Below are 15,613 nucleotides of genomic sequence, written 5' to 3' on the forward strand. Positions count from 1 at the left end.
TTTTCTCATATTTTTCGCGAGTCCGTTACGTGTGGCAGGTGGGGCGGCTTTTGCCCCTGGGAACATCCATTTCCCCATGGCCGGTCCGGCAGGATTTTTTTGTGCAAGTCATTGGCCAAAGCCTTCTCCGGCCAACCTGCCGTTGAAAAACCAGGGCTGATTTTTTCGACGGAGTGTCAAGTTGCACGGATTCGATACCAGAATTTCATCCTGTTTGCCAGAGTAAAAAATCACTTTGTGATTGTCGCACATCCGGGCAGGGAAAAACAATCCTTTCCTCCCGCTTTTCCTCGCCGGAAAGCGGGGATGGCCCAAGGAATCATTCCGGCCTGCGCAGCTTGCTCAGCCAGTATTCCATCTGTTTGCCAGCCGCCTCCCTGCCGCCCAGGCCAAAGGCCAGCGCGATGGTGACTGAAACCGCGCCCAGGGTGAGGCCGAAGGCCAGGTTGACGATGTCGTCGGCAATCCCCATGGCGCGCAGGCCCATGGCCAGTACCAGGCCGAGGATGGCGATCCTGGCGATATTGGCGAGGCCTTTGTTGTCGGCGGTTTTGGTGAGGGCGTTGTAGGCGAGGGTCGCCACGAAGTTGCCCACCGCCAGGATGACGAGGCCCAGGATGATCTGCCCGGAAAATTGAAGAAAATCGCTGAGGATTTCCGAAAGCTGGGGCATGGAAAGCTGTTCCACCGCGGAAACCGAGGCGGCCAGCATGATGAAGAAGAAGGCGATGCCGCCGCACAGCCTGGAGAACGAGGTTTTGTCGCCGACAATGCCGGTGATGCCTACTTGGGCGGGCAGGGTGTCCGCGCCGATGTTTTGCAGCAGTTCCGTGATGATGGAAGTGACAAAACGGCCCACCACATAAGCGACGGCCAGGATCAGCATGGCGGCCAGGATTTTCGGAATGGCAATGAGGATTTCCGCCAGCATCTGGGTGGAGGGCACGGAGATGGCCTCGATCTTCAGGGCCTCCAGGGCGGAGATCAGCACCGGCACGAAGATGACGATGAAGATCATCTGCGAGAGAAGCTTGGAGATGCAGAACTCCTGCCCCAGGCCGATCCTGAGGGAAAGCCTGTCCAGGCTCTTGGCGACGACTTCGACGGCGCTCGAAACGATTCTGGCGATGACGTAGCCGACAAAGCCGATGAGCAGGGCCGCGACCAGATTGGGGATGACCCCGAGGAAATTGTTGAACATGTTCTTCACCGGGTCCAGTACGCCCTGAACCCCGAGGATATCCAAGGTCAGGAGGAGAACCCAGAGCAGGAGAAAGTAGTAGCAGAGATTGGTGATGAACTGCTCAACGCCGATGACATTACCGGTTCTCGCGCTTAAGCGGGCATCGATATTGACGGCGGCAAGAAGCCTGGCAAGGCCCTTTCTGAGGATGCCGGACAGGGAAAGCCCCAGCAGAAAGATCAGAAGAGCGCCGAAAACGCTGGGCAGATAGGCGCCCAGTGTTTCCAGAAACGGATTGATGAACAGCTTGACATCCTCCATACCCTTACCCTCCCCGAAGTGTTGTTTGCCGAGCGTGAAATTGCCTGCGTATCGTCTAATATATGGAAAAACCGAGGTTGTCATCAGAGTTTTTCCGGGTGGAAGATTTTTTTTTCAGGTTTTCACGGGGCCACGCCCCAGGCGGCCCCTCTTTTTCCCCGCTGCCTGGCCGGCAGGGCTTTGGCTCCCGGCAAAAATCGGTTATGCTTGACAGACATGGGTTTGCCGGCTTCCGCACGGAGCCGGCAAAAGGCGGCGACACATCCCTGTGCAGCAGGCACGTTTTTCGGCGGGCTGTTAAAGACTACCATCCGGAGCGAAACGCAATGGGTTGTCCTTGCGGCAAACGGCAAGAGGAGGAGAGCGGATGAATTTTCATTATGAGCGGCTGCTCGAACTGGGGGGACCGGGAGTCGCGGTGGTCATCATCGTGGCGCTGGGTATTCTTGTGTATTTTATCCTGAAAAAAGCGCTCGTCACCCTTTTGGGCCAGCAGGCAATCACCCATCCGCTGTATGTCGTCATCAGGAATATCCTCAAATGGCTCATCTTCACCGTGGTGGCCGTCATTGTCCTGCAGCAGATCGGAATCGGCATCACCTCGGTGTTTACCGCGCTTCTCACCGTGGCCGGCATGGTGGCCATCGGTTTTATCGCCGTGTGGAGCATTCTCAGCAATATGTTCTGCGCGCTGTTTCTCATCCTCTTCAAGGTGTTTCAGGTCGGCGACGAGATAGAGGTGGTGGAGCCCGTGGGCGGGGAGGGGTTGCGCGGCACGGTGCTCGGCTTCAACCTGATGTTCACCACCCTGGGCGCGGGGGAGGCCGACCCCCGGGGCGGTTTTACCACCCAGATCCCCAACAACATCTTTTTCCAGAAGGCGATCCGCCGCCGGCCGGGAGCCAGAACGGAAAGCCTCGGCAAGCATCTGCTCGGCAAGCCGCTGCCTTTCAAACTCAATGAGGAGTGAAGGGCAAGGGGGACGCGGCGCAGGAAAAAGCGAAACAGTGGTTGGGCAGGGAAAGAAAAGCCTCGACAAGCGGCGGGGAAAATCTGATAATCGGGCTCGGTTTTGCCGCCACGGCCCTTCGCTGTCCGAGGGGCGGAAAAAGAATGCCGGGGATGAACCCGGTGCCCGGTTCGGGGAGGAGCGCGAGGTGCGTAGGTATGCTTGATGCGGTGCTGCTTGTTGTCGGGTTCGTGCTGCTGCTCGGCGGCGGAGATCTCCTGGTGCGCGGGGCTTCCGCCCTTGCCAAGACCGTCGGCATTTCCCCCCTGATCATCGGCCTGACCATTGTCGCCTTCGGGACCAGCGCCCCGGAGCTTGCCGTGAACATGCTCGCCGCCCTGCAGGGCAACGGCGCCATTTCCTTCGGCAACATCGTCGGCTCCAACATCGCCAACATCGCCCTCATCCTCGGCTGTGCCGCTCTGCTAAGGCCCATCGCCATCGAGGGAAGCGTCATCACCCGGGAGATTCCCATGATGCTTCTTGCCTCCGCCGCCGCCCTGGTCCTCGGGTTCGACGGTTTCCTGCGCGGGGCGACGGACCATTATGACCGGGCCGACGGCCTGGTGTTTCTTCTCTTCTTTGCCGTCTTTCTTTATTACACCATCAGCGAGGTGCTGCAGAAAAGGGAGGAGGATCCCTTTGTCGAGCATGCCCTGTCCGCGAGTCCGGCCAGCCGGTCAAAATCCCTGGTCCTGAATGCGTTCATGGTGCTGGGCGGATTCGTCGCCCTGCTGCTGGGCGGGAAGCTCACCGTGGATGCGGCCGTGGCCCTGGCCACCCTGCTCGGGGTTCCCAAGGTCGTGATCGGGCTTACCCTGGTCGCGGTCGGCACCAGCCTGCCGGAGCTGGTCACCTCGGTCATCGCCACCTGGCGCGGCCAGTCCGATATCGCCGTGGGCAACGTGGTCGGCTCCAACATCTTCAACCTGCTTTTCATCATGGGCTTGAGCGCCTTTGTTTCTCCGGTGCCGGTGCCGGCGGGGGGCGGCGTCGATCTTTGGGTCATGCTGGCGCTTTCCGTGCTCCTTCTGCCGCTGGCGTTGAGGAACAGGAGGCAGATCGGTCGGGGAGGCGGAGTATTCCTGCTGTTTGCCTATGGCCTCTATATTGTATGGCGGTCCGGCGCCATTGCCTTCTTTTGAACATGGCGGCCGGCCATCGGCCCGCTGAAAAGCCATCCCCGGCCTTCTCAACGGCCGCTTGGCTCAAAAAAGGTTCTGGCCGGCCCCACGAATCTTTTGCCCCCTTGCCAGCCGGCAAAATCCGACGGCACATCCCCTGTGCCGCCAACAGCCAGTTTTTCAAGGGGGTGTTCACTCCCTGAGAGGTGAGACCATGCAGTTGAAACGGATAAACAAGATATTGCTCACCGGCCTGGTTGCCGTCTTGCCGGTGACCGGCACCATCTATTTTTTCTTCTGGCTCATGCGTTCCACCGAGAATTTTTTCGGAGTCTTTCTGCAGTTTTTTCTGCCGCAAGGGTGGTACGCGCCGGGGATGGGGGTGATGATCGGCCTTGCCCTCATCTTTTCCATCGGTCTTTTGATGGAACTTTTTTTCGTGCGGGTCATTGTTGACAAGTTCGAGGGAGTCATCTACCGGGTGCCCCTGGTGAAAAGCATCTATGGCTCCATGCGGGAGTTCCTGGCCTTTCTGCTGGAAGGAGGGAAAAGCAAGGGTCCGCGCCAGACCGTGCTGGTCGCGGTCGGCGATACCGGCATGAAGGTGATGGGCTTTGTCACCAAGACCGACCTTTCCTTTCTCGGCCAGGGGTTGGACAGCACCCTGGTGGCCGTCTATTTTCCCCTGAGTTATCAGATCGGCGGCTACACCCTGCTGGTGCCGCGTTCCCTCCTTGAGCCCGTGGATATCCCCATCGATCGGGCGATGAAGTTCGCCATGACCGCGGGCATCATCGAACGGGATGCCCTGCGGGGAAAACAGAACAGCCCGCCCGCGGCGTAACGCCTCTTTCCTGGCCGGCATCCTGCCCGGCGCCGCGGTTTTGCCTTCCGGGGCTCCGGACTCCTCGTCCTTTGTATTCCGATAGGTATAACTACGTATTTTTTGGTTGCTCTTTTTTGCGGCAACGGGTATTTGAACTGCGGGAATGTCGGGCGGGAAAATATTCGTTAACCGGTAAAAAAAGGCGCATGCAAATGGTTGGTTCGGTTTCGCCGGCGGCAAGGGCGTGGGAAAAAAGGAGAGGAGCCGGGCGGCGAAAACAGGCCTGTTGTTTTGCGGAGCAGGGCCGCGGCCCGGGGAGGGCGGCAGGGTGATACTGGCATCATACCGCCTGCTCCTGGCCGACGATCATACCCTGTTGCGGCTCGGGATCAGGAAAATGCTCGAAGCGGAGCCCGCCCTGCGGGTTGTCGGCGAGGCGGCCGACGGGCTTGAACTCCTCGATCTGCTCAAACGCAACCGGGATATCGACCTGATTCTCCTGGATGTGTCCATGCCGAACCTGCAGGGCATAGAGGCGATTCCGTTGCTTCGCAAGCTCTGCCCCAGGGTGAAGATCCTCATCCTCAGCATGCACAAGAACGAACAATACCTCTGTGCCGCCCTTTCGGCCGGAGCCAACGGGTACATCCTCAAGGAGGATTCGGACACGGAACTGCTGCCGGCCATTGCCTCGGTATTGCGGGGACGGTTTGTCATCTCCTCCCGTTTCGCGGAAAAATACCAGGAAGATCCCCTCGGCATCTGCCGGGAGGAGCATCCGGCCAAAGGGGCCGTGCTTTCGTTCCGTGAACTCCAGATCCTGCATCTGGTGGCCGAGGGAATCACCAGCAAGGGAATCGGCGAAAAGCTCAATATCAGCAAGCGTACCGCCGAACACCATCGGGCCAGCCTGATGCGCAAACTGGGGGCCAGCAAGACCGCCGATCTGGTTCGCTACGCCATTCAGCGGGGGCTGATCCCACCGCCCCCGCCCTGAGGTCCGGGGGGGCCGATTCCTCGGAGGCGGGACAAGCCGCCGGAATGCTCATGGGGCATAGAGCATCTTTCGGGTCATGCCGCCGTCGATGATGAAATTCTGGCCGGTGATGAATTGCGCCTCCGCGGAAAGCAGGAAGGCGACCATGCCGGCGACATCCTCCGGGGTTCCCACCCTTCCGGCCGGGTGCTGGGTATGGTCGATGGGCCGTAACGGTTCGTATTCGCGGAGTTCTTTCTTCCGCCAGGCCCGCGTGTCGATCCAGCCGGGGCTGATGCAGTTCACCCGGACCTCCGGTCCCAGGCTGATCGCCAGGGCGTGGGTCAGGGAAAGAAGGCCGCCCTTTGCCGCGGAGTAGGCTTCGGTATTCGCCTCGGATTGCAGGGCCCTGGTTGAGGCGATATTGACAATGGCGCCCCTGCTCTTGCGCAGATGGGGCACCGCATGCTTCGCCATGAGAAAGCAGCCGGTCAGGTTGGTGGCAAGCAGTCGCTGCCAGTCAGTCAGAGGGGTTTTTTCGATGGGGGTGGCGCCGGGATTCGCGATGCCGGCATTGTTGACCACCCCGTCGAGGCGGAGGAAGCGGCGGACGATTTCGTCAATGCAGCCGGCCACCGATTTTTCCTCGGCAACGTCGGTGCGCAGAAGGAGCGCATTCCGGGGATACCCCCATTCCGCCAGGCATTCCTGCCCGGCCTCTTCGTCGATGTCGGCGATCACCACCACGGCGCCCCGGGTCAGGAGCCTGCCCGCGATTGCCTTGCCGATCCCCTGGGCCCCGCCGGTGACGGCGATGACCCGGCCGCTGAAATTCTCCATTTCCTGTTCCTGTTTTTCCTTACAATGGTGTCTCAGCAGTCTTCCCCCGCCTCTGCCGCGAAGTACGCCTTGGTATAGTGATGAACCAGCGGACTCTGTCGCAGCGCGGCAACGGACCACCACTGCAACGTCAGGTGCTGGGGGTCCGGCGCGGCCGTCAGGTTGTCGGCAAGGGTTATCAGAAAGGCGAGGACAACGTAGTGGGTGGTTATGCCCGGGGCGTTGAAATAGTTGTCTTCGTACAGGTGCTCAAAGGCGCCGAGCAGTTTCGGGTTGCGCCCCGAAAGGTCCGAACCGACCTCGGCCAGGGAGATCCTTTGGATGGCCGCGGCGATCCTTTCGTTTTTTTTGATCCTGCCCCCGGGCACGAACCAGGAGTCCCGGGCCGGCCTGTTCCGCCTGAGTCCGAGCAGAACCTCTCCCTGCGGGTTTTTGATGACAAGATCCACGGAGACCAGCGGGGTCTGGTCGATGATCGTGAGAAAGCTGTTTGGAGACGGGCTGTTCGACATGGGGTTGCGTCTGCTGGTTGATGGCGGGTTCTCATCTTCGGAGGGATTTTCTTTTGCCTGGCCGGCAACCCGGGAGAAAGGGAGGCGGCCGGCCGCCTCCCCCCTTGACGGCGCTCAGTTGACGCTGTCGGTAAGCTTTTTGCCGGGCTTGAATTTCACCACCTTCCTGGCGGGGATCTTCATGGTCTGGCCGGTTTTGGGGTTTCTGCCGTTGCGGGCGGCGCGGCTGGACACGGCAAAGGTGCCGAAGCCGACCAGGGTCACGCTGTCGCCTTTTTTCAAGGTGTCGGCGATGATGGTGAGAAGATTGTTCAGGGAAATTTCGGCCTGGACTTTGGTCATGCCGGATTTCTCGGCGATGGAGGCGATCAGGTCTGCTTTGTTCATACTGTTCTCCGTTTTTCCGTTGTTGGATGTTTTCTGTTTTCAGGCCATCCGGATTCTCGGCTGGCCCGGGATAACGCAGGGGCGGTCTCTCAATCATCATGGGCGTGCTGGCCCGGCGGCAGTTCACCTTCCTCTTATGCCTTCGAGATGAAAATCATCGTCGTCACTGTATTCAAAATAGTTACAGAGCAGTTCCTCCCCCTTTTTCAGGGGAATTTTCGCGAACATGGTGTTGGTGTCCCGGTCGTTGGCCACATTTGCGTTTGCGTCGCAGTGGTTCATGAACTGGGCGTTGTCGAGGCAGAGGTGGAAGCTGCCGTTTTCCTTATAGGCGTACCGTTGGAGCATGGCAAAGCTCTGCGGGGCAATGTGTTGTTCCACCTCCCGCCATTTCTCCGGGCTGAAAACCAGATCGACCAGGGGGTTGAATTGCCAGATGACCTGGCCTGCCGCAAGATCCTGGCCGGTGAAAACCCCGATGCCGTGCACGGTGGAGCGGTCGAGGTAGGTGTCAATTGTGAACATGCGACCTGCCGCCGGTTGCAATGGAAAGCAGATAGGTGTGCGGGTCGGGGTTCCGCATTTCCTGGAAGAAAAAATCGCTGCTGTCGTAGGAAAGCAGGTAGTTTTCCAGCAGCTCCTCGTGGGCATAGATGGGCTGGGTTGCCACCTCGGTAAAATCGTCGACAAAGGCGATGTTGTAACGTGCTTCGGAATGGTTGATGAAACGGGCATTGTCGGTTAGGTAAAAATATTTATCGTTCCGTCGGTAGGTGGAGTTGAGCAGGTGCTGGAGTGAGCAGCGGTCCACCTGCCGGCACATGCGGAGAAAGGTTTTTTCGCTGATGATCTTGTCGATGAAACGGTTGAATTTCCAGACCGGGGTCTGGGCCGGGATGTCTTCGGCGGCGTAAAGGCCGATCCCGTGCACCTTGGACGGGGCAAGATAGGTTTTCACGACAAGCATGACGGGGCACCTTGAAAAAAGAAAAGCCGGATCTTTCCTTCAACATAAAAGGGTCCCGGCAGGGAGCAGGGAGAAGGCTTCCTCCGGGTTGGCATTTTATGTTGTGCAGGCGGTATTTTTTTTTGCTGTCAAAAACTTTCGCCGTTTTTCCTTTACGGTATCTGCGTTTGGATATTCTTGGCTATTAAGAAATAAACAGGGCCTTGTCAATGAGATTTCATGGGGTGGGTATTTTTTGGCTATCGTATTGAAATAGCGTGGATGTGATGGTTTTTTGGCGTGGGATCCGCAGGCGGCTCCCCCCCTCTGTCCGCGGGCTGCCGGAGGCCGGGCGGAGGGAGAATTTGCGTGGTAGCTTGTTGATTTTTTGTTTTAATTTTCTTGTCCGCCCGGGGGCTGGCCATCACCAGGCCCGGAGACGGGTCTGGACTTGCGCAAGGTGCCGAGAACAAAACCGCAGAGGCAGCCCACCGCCAGCACGACAAAGAGAAGCAGGGCCCGGGAAAGGGTGAGTTGCCAGAAAAAGAAGCGGATGTCGACGGGTTCGGCGTTCTGCAGAGTGAAGACCAGCATGACCATGAAGAGGGCGATGAGCAGGTTTTTTTTCAATCGCATCGCGATCCTCAGAACCATTTTTTCTTTTTGAAGTACACGAGCATGGCCGCGGCCGTGCCTGCCATCAGGAAGAGGGCGAAGGGGTAGCCGAAGAACCAGTTGAGTTCGGGCATGTTGAAGGGACTTGCCGCGGTGTTGAAGTTCATGCCGTATACCCCGGCGATGAAGGTGAGGGGGATGAAGATGACCGCGAAGATTGTCAGCACCTTCATCACCTCGTTCATGCGGTTGCTCACCGAGGAAAGATAGATGTCGATCATGCCGGAGATGATGTCCCGGAAGGTTTCCACCGTATCGAGAACCTGGATGGTGTGGTCGTAGAGATCCTTCAGGTACATGCGCATGGCATCGCCCAGGAGCTGGGTTTCGTCGCGCTGCAGGCCGCCGATCACCTCCCTGAGGGGCCAGACCGATTTCCGGAGCAGGATCATTTCTCTTTTCAGGTAGTGGACATACTGCAGGGTTTCCGGGGAAGGGGCCGCGATGAGTTCATCCTCGAGTTCCTCGATCTCCTCGCCGATCTTTTCCAGGACCAGGAAGAAATTGTCCACCACCGTGTCGAGGAGAGAGTAGGCGAGGTAATCAACCCCCATTTTCCGGATGCGGCCCTTGTTGCTCCTTATGCGGTCGAGCACCGGGTTGAAGATGTCGCCGTTTCTCTCGTGGAAGGTGAGCAGATAGTTGGGGCCGAGCACGAAGCTGATCTGCTCCATGCGCATTTCCTGGATTTTTTCGTCGTAGCTGATCAGGTTGATGACCAGGAACAGGTATTCGTCGTAATGATCGATTTTGGGGCGCTGGCTGGTGTGGAGGATATCTTCGATGGTCAGGGCATGGATGCCGAATTTGAGGCAGAAGCGGTTCACGGCCTCGGCGTCGTGCAGGCCATGCACCCTGATCCAGGTCATGGTCGGGGTTTCCTTGAGGACGCAGAAGTCTTCGATCCGGGCAGGGGTGCTCTCGGAAAAGGATTCGGTATCGTAATCGATAACCTGGATACCGAACTCCTCGGTAACCCGTTCGCCGACGAAAATCGGGCTTCCCGGCGGAAGGCCGGCTTTCTTCGAGGAGGTTCTGACAAGTTTCAGCATAAGCGTTCCGTTTGCCGCGGAGATTGTCTTGCCATGGAATTTCGACCGCGCGACTTCTTTTTGGACTTCTTTTTGAAAGGTAGCACATTTTCGGGGCGGAGTTAATACCATATTCCGGTTTGCGGGGTGGCGGCCCGGCCGCGGGGAGCAAAAAAACCGGCTATGGATTTTCGGGGGGATGTGCGAGGATGAAAGGGGCGGAAGCAGAAGAATTTCCCGCGGCGGCGGGACTGGGCAGCGGAGCAAAGAGTGCGTCATGAAACACCCGGGCGAACAGTATCTGAAAACCATGGTCGAGACCGGCACCCCTGTCCGGAGCGTCGTGCTCCTCTTTGAGAAATGCCTTTTTCATCTGGCCGGCGTGCGGGACTGCCTCGGCCGGGGCGATATCGCCGGCAAGGCGGCGGGGTTGCGCAAGGCCATGGATATTGTCGGCTATCTCGACAACAGTCTCGACTTCGGCACCCCCGAGGCTGCCGGGCCGCTGCGGGAAAGCTATCGGTTGATTCTCTCCCGGTTGAGCCGGGCCAATCTGCAAAATTCCCTTGCAGACGTGCAGGTGGCCGAGAAGTGGCTGGGCGAGTTGCACGACGCCTGGGAGGCCATCGATCAGCACGGCCCGGTTGGGGGGGGCGGTGGAAAAATCAAAAATAGCGGATAAGCCAGCGCGCCACCTGACGCATGGCGCCCTTGGTCTCCTCGCTGAATGGGCAGGAGAGCCCATGGGGGCGTGGCCCGTCCTGATGGAGGGTGGGGGGATGCCCATGGGGAAGAGCCAGTTTTTCTTTTCTGAAACCGATCAGCATGCCCTGCATTTGAAGTCGCGTCATCGTCTCACCTCGCAAATCATGTCGGATGCGGCCGGAACAACCTCGCTTCCCGAAATGCCGATTCTGGCAGGCCGCAAAGCAATGGCGGCAACAGAGCACGGGTCTTGACGGTCCCGTTCGCAACAAAGCCATCCCCGGCGTTTGCAACGGACCGTCAATAAAATCCTATCGCGGTTGCGCCGGCAAAGTAAAGGGATAACTACGCTATATGTTGTGTCCTTGCGTCTGTCTCGCTCTTTATCTTGTGTTTGCAGGGGGTTGCGTATTGCGGTTTCCGGGTTGTCGGCCGGGCCGGTTTATGCCAAAAGAATGGGCCAGCGGTCTTGGGGGGAAAACTTCCTGACACACGGCTGTTGAGTATGGTAAGATTCGGCAGGCCGTCGGAAAACCCGTTTTTTGGCAGCCTGTAAGCGGCCCGGGGATGGATCGCCGATATTCCCGCGAGAATGACTCGTTATAAACGTGGATGCTCGAAGAATGCACTTCCGCGGGCGCGTGACCGCCAAAAGCCGGGAAGGTTTTTGGCGACATCCTGTCAGGAAAGATTTTTTCTCAACGACGTATGCCATTGGCAAAGAATAGAATAGGCTGCATGATCTCCTCCCTCCCGCCCTGGCTCTCCCTCCCCCTGCTGGTTTTTTTCTATAAGCCCCTGAGCAGGCTGCGCCCGCAAATGGACAAGGACGCCTACGTCCGCAAGGTGGTCGCGGCCGGCAACCGTTTTTTTTATGGGAAATTCGTCCGGATTCCCTATGCGGAAAGGATCCTCTTTCTTCCCTACTGTTTGCGGGCGGAAGGCTGCCCCACGGATATTGATCCGGCCAGGGGCTTGATCTGCGCCGAAGACTGCGCCATTCCCTGCCGCGTTCAGGAGATGCGGCAGATGGCCCGAGGGTTGGGCTATCTGGAGGTGCTGGTGGTGGTGAGCGGCAAAATCCACAAAAAGGAAGGCGTCCTGCGGAGCCGGGATTTTCTCATGGGCCAGATCGAGCGGCTCAGGCCGCGCGGGGTGGTCGGCTGTCTGTGCAGCCGTGATTTGCGCGAGAAGTACCTGCGGCCGGAAAATTTTTCACCCAGGGGCACCCTGGGCGGACATGGAGGAGGGGAGGTGATTCCCCAGGTCTGTCTGTTGAAAAATTGCAACTGCCGGCAGAGCGATGTCGATTGGGAGGAGCTTGCCGCCCTGATCCGGGCGCCGGCCTGAACGCCGTCAAAGTTGTTTCCTCCATTCTTTCCTCAATTCCGTTACCGAGGCGGGCGCGGCCCTGCGGGCGACCATTGCCGGAACAGGTACTGGCTGGACAAAGAGCTGAATTGATCTGCGGGTCATTGAGCATGGCGCGGAAAAAGGGCGAACCCCGGCGGGGCGCCCTTTTTTATTTCAATGCCCTTTCTTTTTCTTCAGCAGAAGCCAGAGGGCATGCACCGAACCGGGCAACAGGCCGCAGATGGTGAGAATGATGTTGATCCAGAAATGAAGCCCCAGGCCGATGCTGAGAAAAACGGCCACGGGCGGCAGGAAAATCGCGAGCAGAATCTTGATCAGGTCCATCTGTTTCTCCTTCCCTTGGAAATTGGCGATGATCATGGAGTTGGGGGCAGGGTCGGCCTGCCCCTGTTGTTCACAAGCCGGCCCAGGAAAGCGAAGATTTTTTTCAGCCCCTGCCATGCCTTGGGCAGCAGCCAGACCATGAAAATCAGGAAGGCGACGAGCAGGAGCAGAAAGAGAAAGGGGTGGTGCAATGCCGCCCAGAGGCCCGCCACCACCAGAACGTCCTCGGAGAGCGAAGCAAGCCAGTTGCTGACCGGCTCGGGCGAGGCGTTGATCAGCAGGCGGGAGCCCGCCTTGGTGGCGTGGCTGCCGGCGGCCATGCCACCGCCCAGGATGGCGGCGGCCAGGGAAAGGGCCGGGTTGACTTCGCCGACGGCGCCCGCGGCCAGCAGGGCGCCGGCGGGAATGCGGATGAAGGTGTGGAGCGCATCCCAGCCGCTGTCGACGCCGGGGATCTTGTCGGCGACAAACTCGATGAGATACATCACGGCCGCGGCCATGATCACCAGCGGGTTGCTCAGGATCTGGAGGTCGGGCGGCAGGATGATGTTGCCGGTTGTCCCCAGCAGGCCCAGCATGAGGATGGCCGCGTAAAGATTGATGCCGCTGGCCCAGGCGATCCCCATGGTCAGGGAGATGATGCCGGCGATCTGGGTGAGCTGCTCCATGGATTCCCCTTCCGCCGGTTATCCGGCGAGCTGTTTTTCCACAAAAAGATGCACATCCTGCTGGGGAAAGGGGATGGCGATTCCCTCCCTGTCAAACTCGGCCTTGATCTTTTCCGTCAGGTCAAAGCGGACATCCCAGTAATCCCCGGTGTTCACCCAGGGCCGCACCACCAGGTTGACGCTGTTCGCGCCCAGTTCGGCCACGGCAACGACGGCGGCGGGGGAGGCCAGGACGCGACTTTCCTCCTTGAGGATGCGGGCGAGGACATCCTTGGCTTTCCGCATATTTTCGCCATAGCTGATGCTGGCGGTCAGGTCGATGCGGCGGGTGGGGTTGGCCGTGACATTGGTGATCACGTTGCCCATGATGGCACTGTTCGGCACCAGTACCTGCTGATTGTCCGGGGTGGAGAGTTCGGTGTTGAATATGGAAATCTGCCTGATCGTGCCACTCACCCCGCCGGTCAGGAGGATCAGGATCGCGGCGACGGTCTTGAGGGAGAAGTTGGAAATCCAGAACCAGAGTGTTTGCGCGGAAAAATCCATGGCATGCCTTTAGGTAACGATGATCTGTTTTGGCCGGCGCTTTTGTTTTTTCTTTTTTGTAGTATGGAACAAAAGGAAAAGTCAAAAGCAAAAAAAAGAAGGAAAATGGCGCGGTTCCGTTTGCCGTGCTCGCTCTTGGGACGAGAGGTGTGTATAATGGGGATCGTCCGGCATCGCCAATGGGACCGATGCCCCTTTGGGGCCCAACCGGGAGAGCGTGTGTGGAAAAGGAACTGTACAGGTTGTTCAAGCGGGTGGTCGACACGGCCAGCGTCGAGTTTTATCTCATCAATACCGAAGGCAGATTCGGCTATGTCAATGAGGCCGCGGTAAAGAGTCTGGGCTATTCGGAAGCGGAGCTGCTTTCCCTCCACATTGCCGATGTCGATCTCACCCTCGGTCCCGGCTTTGCCGATTTCTTCCCCGAGATCAGGCGGCAGGGCAGTCTGCAGCTCGAAACCAGCCATCGGACCAGGGATGGCCGTCTTGTCGACAAGGATGTCAGCGCCGTCCACATCTCTCTTGATTCCCATGGCTATATCTCGGTTTTCGCCCGGGATATCACCGAACGCAAGCAGATGGAACGGGCGCTCCGGGAAAGCGAGGAGCAGTATCGGGAACTCTTCGAGAGCGCCAGCGATATCATCCAGATCGTCCGGCCCGACGGCCACTTTCTCTTTGTCAATCCCGCCTGGCGGGCCACCTTCGGTTACAGCGAGGAAGAGGTGGCCAAGCTGACCATTTTCGACCTCATCGATCCGGACTGTTCCGATCATTGCCTGGATACCTTCCGGAACGTCATCGCCAAGGGGCGGCTGGAGAAGATCGAAACCGTCTTTGTCACGAAGGGCGGCGAAAAGGTCATCCTCCAGGGGTCGGCGAACTGTCGCTACCTGAGCGGCGAGCCGCAGTTTGCCCGCTGCATCTTCCGCAACGTCACCGAAGAAAAAAAACTGCAGGCCCAGTTGCTGCAATCCCAGAAGATGGAGGCGGTGGGCCGCCTCACCAGTGGCGTGGCCCACGATTTCAACAACCTGCTCACCACGATTTTAAGTTACAGCGAGCTTTCTCTCATGCGCCTGGCCAAGGAGGATCCCCTGGCCGAGGCCCTGCGCGCCATCCGCGACGCCGGGATCAGGGGGGCGGCTCTGACCAGGCAGCTGCTCACCTTCAGCAGGCATCAGGTGGTGGATGTCCGGGTCATTGACCTCAACGCCATGGTCACCAATCTGAGCAAGATGATCCGGCGCCTGATTCATCCGGATATCAACTTTATCGTCGCGGTGGCCGCTTCGCCGGCCAGGATCCTGGCCGACCTGCATCAGATCGAGCAGGTATTGCTCAACCTTGCCATCAACGCCCGCGACGCCATGCCCAACGGTGGGGAACTGACCGTGGCCTGCGGCGAGGAAATCATCGATAAAGAGGAATTTTCAAGTTTTGCGAGCATTGAGCCCGGCCATTATGTCGTTCTCACCGTGCAGGACACCGGCGAGGGCATGAGCAAGGCGGTGCAGGAGCAGATTTTTGAGCCGTTTTTCACCACCAAGGCCCAGGGCAAGGGAACCGGCCTCGGCTTGGCCACCGCCTACGGCATTGTCAAGCAGCACAGCGGTTACATCGTGGTGGAGAGCGAGCCCGGAGCCGGAACAACCTTCCGGCTTTATTTTCCCATGGCCAGGGCGCCGGTGGATTCGGTGGTTTCCGAGGCGGTGCGCGAGGTGCTCCGGGGCAGCGAAACCATTCTCGTGGTGGATGACGAGCCGGAAATCCTCGGCGTGGTTCGTCATTCCCTCGAACCCATGGGCTACAAGGTTCTGGAGGCCGCCTCCACCAGGGAGGCTCTGCGGATCGTCGGCCAGGAGGGCGTGAAGATCGATCTGCTGCTTGTCGATGTGATCATGCCGGGCATGAACGGGCGTGAGCTTGCCGAAAAGGTGCAGTCCATGCAGCCTGCTGCCCAGGTGCTGTTCATGTCCGGCTACACCGATTCCATGCTCGATGCGTACGGAGTTTCCCAGGCCCGCTGCAATTTCATCAGCAAACCCCTGGCTCCGGGGGAGCTTGCCGCCAAGTTGCGCAAGATTCTTGATCAGTCCTTTCGCGCCGGGTGAGCGGCGCGGATTGCGGACCGTCATGCCCGCGAAGGTGGGATTCCGGGAAGAT

19 protein-coding genes are annotated in these 15,613 nt (G+C 58.9%); 7 read left to right on the forward strand and 12 right to left on the reverse strand.

The features are described from left to right. Nucleotides 1–319 precede the first annotated feature (319 nt). A complete protein-coding gene (locus ACUUL3_RS02365) occupies nt 320–1,504 on the reverse strand; it encodes a mechanosensitive ion channel (RefSeq protein ID WP_448554215.1) in 1,185 nt (394 codons plus the stop codon). A 367-nt stretch (nt 1,505–1,871) separates the two neighbouring features. On the opposite strand from ACUUL3_RS02365, the gene ACUUL3_RS02370 reads away from it, so the two are divergent. The 4 genes from ACUUL3_RS02370 (at nt 1,872) to ACUUL3_RS02385 (ending at nt 5,460) form a co-directional block, all read left to right on the forward strand. After that, on the forward strand, nt 1,872–2,474 hold the full coding sequence (locus ACUUL3_RS02370) for a mechanosensitive ion channel family protein (RefSeq protein WP_448554217.1): 603 nt from the start codon (nt 1,872–1,874) through the stop codon (nt 2,472–2,474). A gap of 197 nt (nt 2,475–2,671) precedes the next feature. Beyond that, nucleotides 2,672–3,658 (forward strand): calcium/sodium antiporter, encoded by a 987-nt coding sequence (locus ACUUL3_RS02375; protein ID WP_448554219.1) that lies wholly within the window; start codon nt 2,672–2,674, stop codon nt 3,656–3,658. A gap of 193 nt (nt 3,659–3,851) precedes the next feature. Then, nucleotides 3,852–4,481: a DUF502 domain-containing protein gene (locus ACUUL3_RS02380; protein ID WP_448554221.1), complete on the forward strand. Its 630-nt coding sequence runs from the start codon at nt 3,852–3,854 to the stop codon at nt 4,479–4,481. 310 nt (nt 4,482–4,791) lie between these two features. Beyond that, nucleotides 4,792–5,460: a response regulator gene (locus ACUUL3_RS02385; protein ID WP_448554223.1), complete on the forward strand. Its 669-nt coding sequence runs from the start codon at nt 4,792–4,794 to the stop codon at nt 5,458–5,460. 48 nt (nt 5,461–5,508) lie between these two features. Here ACUUL3_RS02385 and ACUUL3_RS02390 read toward each other — a convergent pair whose 3' ends face one another. From ACUUL3_RS02390 to corA, 7 genes are all read right to left on the reverse strand, one after another. Then, the gene (locus ACUUL3_RS02390; RefSeq protein WP_448554225.1) at nt 5,509–6,279 is read right to left on the reverse strand and encodes an SDR family oxidoreductase; all 771 of its coding nucleotides are present in this window, start codon (nt 6,277–6,279) and stop codon (nt 5,509–5,511) included. Between the two features lie 32 nt (nt 6,280–6,311). Beyond that, nucleotides 6,312–6,791: a GDP-mannose mannosyl hydrolase gene (locus ACUUL3_RS02395; RefSeq protein WP_448554227.1), complete on the reverse strand. Its 480-nt coding sequence runs from the start codon at nt 6,789–6,791 to the stop codon at nt 6,312–6,314. Between the two features lie 114 nt (nt 6,792–6,905). After that, nucleotides 6,906–7,178: an HU family DNA-binding protein gene (locus ACUUL3_RS02400; protein WP_448554229.1), complete on the reverse strand. Its 273-nt coding sequence runs from the start codon at nt 7,176–7,178 to the stop codon at nt 6,906–6,908. Nucleotides 7,179–7,301: 123 nt separating this feature from the next. Beyond that, a complete protein-coding gene (locus tag ACUUL3_RS02405) occupies nt 7,302–7,703 on the reverse strand; it encodes an SET domain-containing protein (protein ID WP_448554231.1) in 402 nt (133 codons plus the stop codon). Next, nucleotides 7,690–8,145 carry an SET domain-containing protein-lysine N-methyltransferase gene (locus ACUUL3_RS02410; protein WP_448554233.1) on the reverse strand — a complete coding sequence of 152 codons (456 nt, stop codon included), beginning with the start codon at nt 8,143–8,145 and terminating at the stop codon, nt 7,690–7,692. The genes ACUUL3_RS02405 and ACUUL3_RS02410 overlap by 14 nt, the downstream gene beginning before the upstream one ends. A 372-nt stretch (nt 8,146–8,517) precedes the next feature. Further along, on the reverse strand, nt 8,518–8,760 hold the full coding sequence (locus ACUUL3_RS02415) for a lipopolysaccharide assembly protein LapA domain-containing protein (RefSeq protein WP_448554235.1): 243 nt from the start codon (nt 8,758–8,760) through the stop codon (nt 8,518–8,520). Nucleotides 8,761–8,768: 8 nt separating this feature from the next. Beyond that, a complete protein-coding gene (gene corA, locus ACUUL3_RS02420) occupies nt 8,769–9,851 on the reverse strand; it encodes a magnesium/cobalt transporter CorA (RefSeq protein ID WP_448554237.1) in 1,083 nt (360 codons plus the stop codon). Between the two features lie 256 nt (nt 9,852–10,107). Here corA and ACUUL3_RS02425 point away from each other — a divergent pair, with 256 nt between their 5' ends. After that, complete coding sequence (locus ACUUL3_RS02425) at nt 10,108–10,512, forward strand: flagellar export chaperone FliS (protein WP_448554239.1); 405 nt, start codon at nt 10,108–10,110, stop codon at nt 10,510–10,512. On the opposite strand, the gene ACUUL3_RS02430 is transcribed toward ACUUL3_RS02425, so the two are convergent. Continuing rightward, on the reverse strand, nt 10,496–10,681 hold the full coding sequence (locus ACUUL3_RS02430; protein ID WP_448554241.1) for a hypothetical protein: 186 nt from the start codon (nt 10,679–10,681) through the stop codon (nt 10,496–10,498). The genes ACUUL3_RS02425 and ACUUL3_RS02430 overlap by 17 nt on opposite strands. 592 nt (nt 10,682–11,273) lie before the next feature. Between ACUUL3_RS02430 and ACUUL3_RS02435 the strand changes: the two genes are divergently transcribed. Beyond that, nucleotides 11,274–11,885, forward strand: a complete 612-nt coding sequence (locus ACUUL3_RS02435) for a DUF116 domain-containing protein (protein WP_448554243.1) — start codon at nt 11,274–11,276, stop codon at nt 11,883–11,885. A 177-nt stretch (nt 11,886–12,062) separates the two neighbouring features. On the opposite strand, the gene ACUUL3_RS02440 is transcribed toward ACUUL3_RS02435, so the two are convergent. The 3 genes from ACUUL3_RS02440 to ACUUL3_RS02450 are packed head-to-tail and all read right to left on the reverse strand — an operon-like array spanning nt 12,063 to nt 13,447. Continuing rightward, the gene (locus ACUUL3_RS02440; RefSeq protein WP_448554245.1) at nt 12,063–12,233 is read right to left on the reverse strand and encodes a YqaE/Pmp3 family membrane protein; all 171 of its coding nucleotides are present in this window, start codon (nt 12,231–12,233) and stop codon (nt 12,063–12,065) included. Between the two features lie 32 nt (nt 12,234–12,265). Further along, nucleotides 12,266–12,901, reverse strand: coding sequence for a DUF4126 domain-containing protein (locus ACUUL3_RS02445; RefSeq protein WP_448554247.1), 636 nt, complete (start codon nt 12,899–12,901; stop codon nt 12,266–12,268). 18 nt (nt 12,902–12,919) lie between these two features. Beyond that, on the reverse strand, nt 12,920–13,447 hold the full coding sequence (locus ACUUL3_RS02450; protein ID WP_448554249.1) for a mechanosensitive ion channel family protein: 528 nt from the start codon (nt 13,445–13,447) through the stop codon (nt 12,920–12,922). Between the two features lie 221 nt (nt 13,448–13,668). Here ACUUL3_RS02450 and ACUUL3_RS02455 point away from each other — a divergent pair, with 221 nt between their 5' ends. Continuing rightward, complete coding sequence (locus tag ACUUL3_RS02455) at nt 13,669–15,561, forward strand: PAS domain S-box protein (protein WP_448554251.1); 1,893 nt, start codon at nt 13,669–13,671, stop codon at nt 15,559–15,561. Nucleotides 15,562–15,613: the final 52 nt, after the last annotated feature.

The organism is Thiovibrio sp. JS02 (assembly GCF_053485635.1).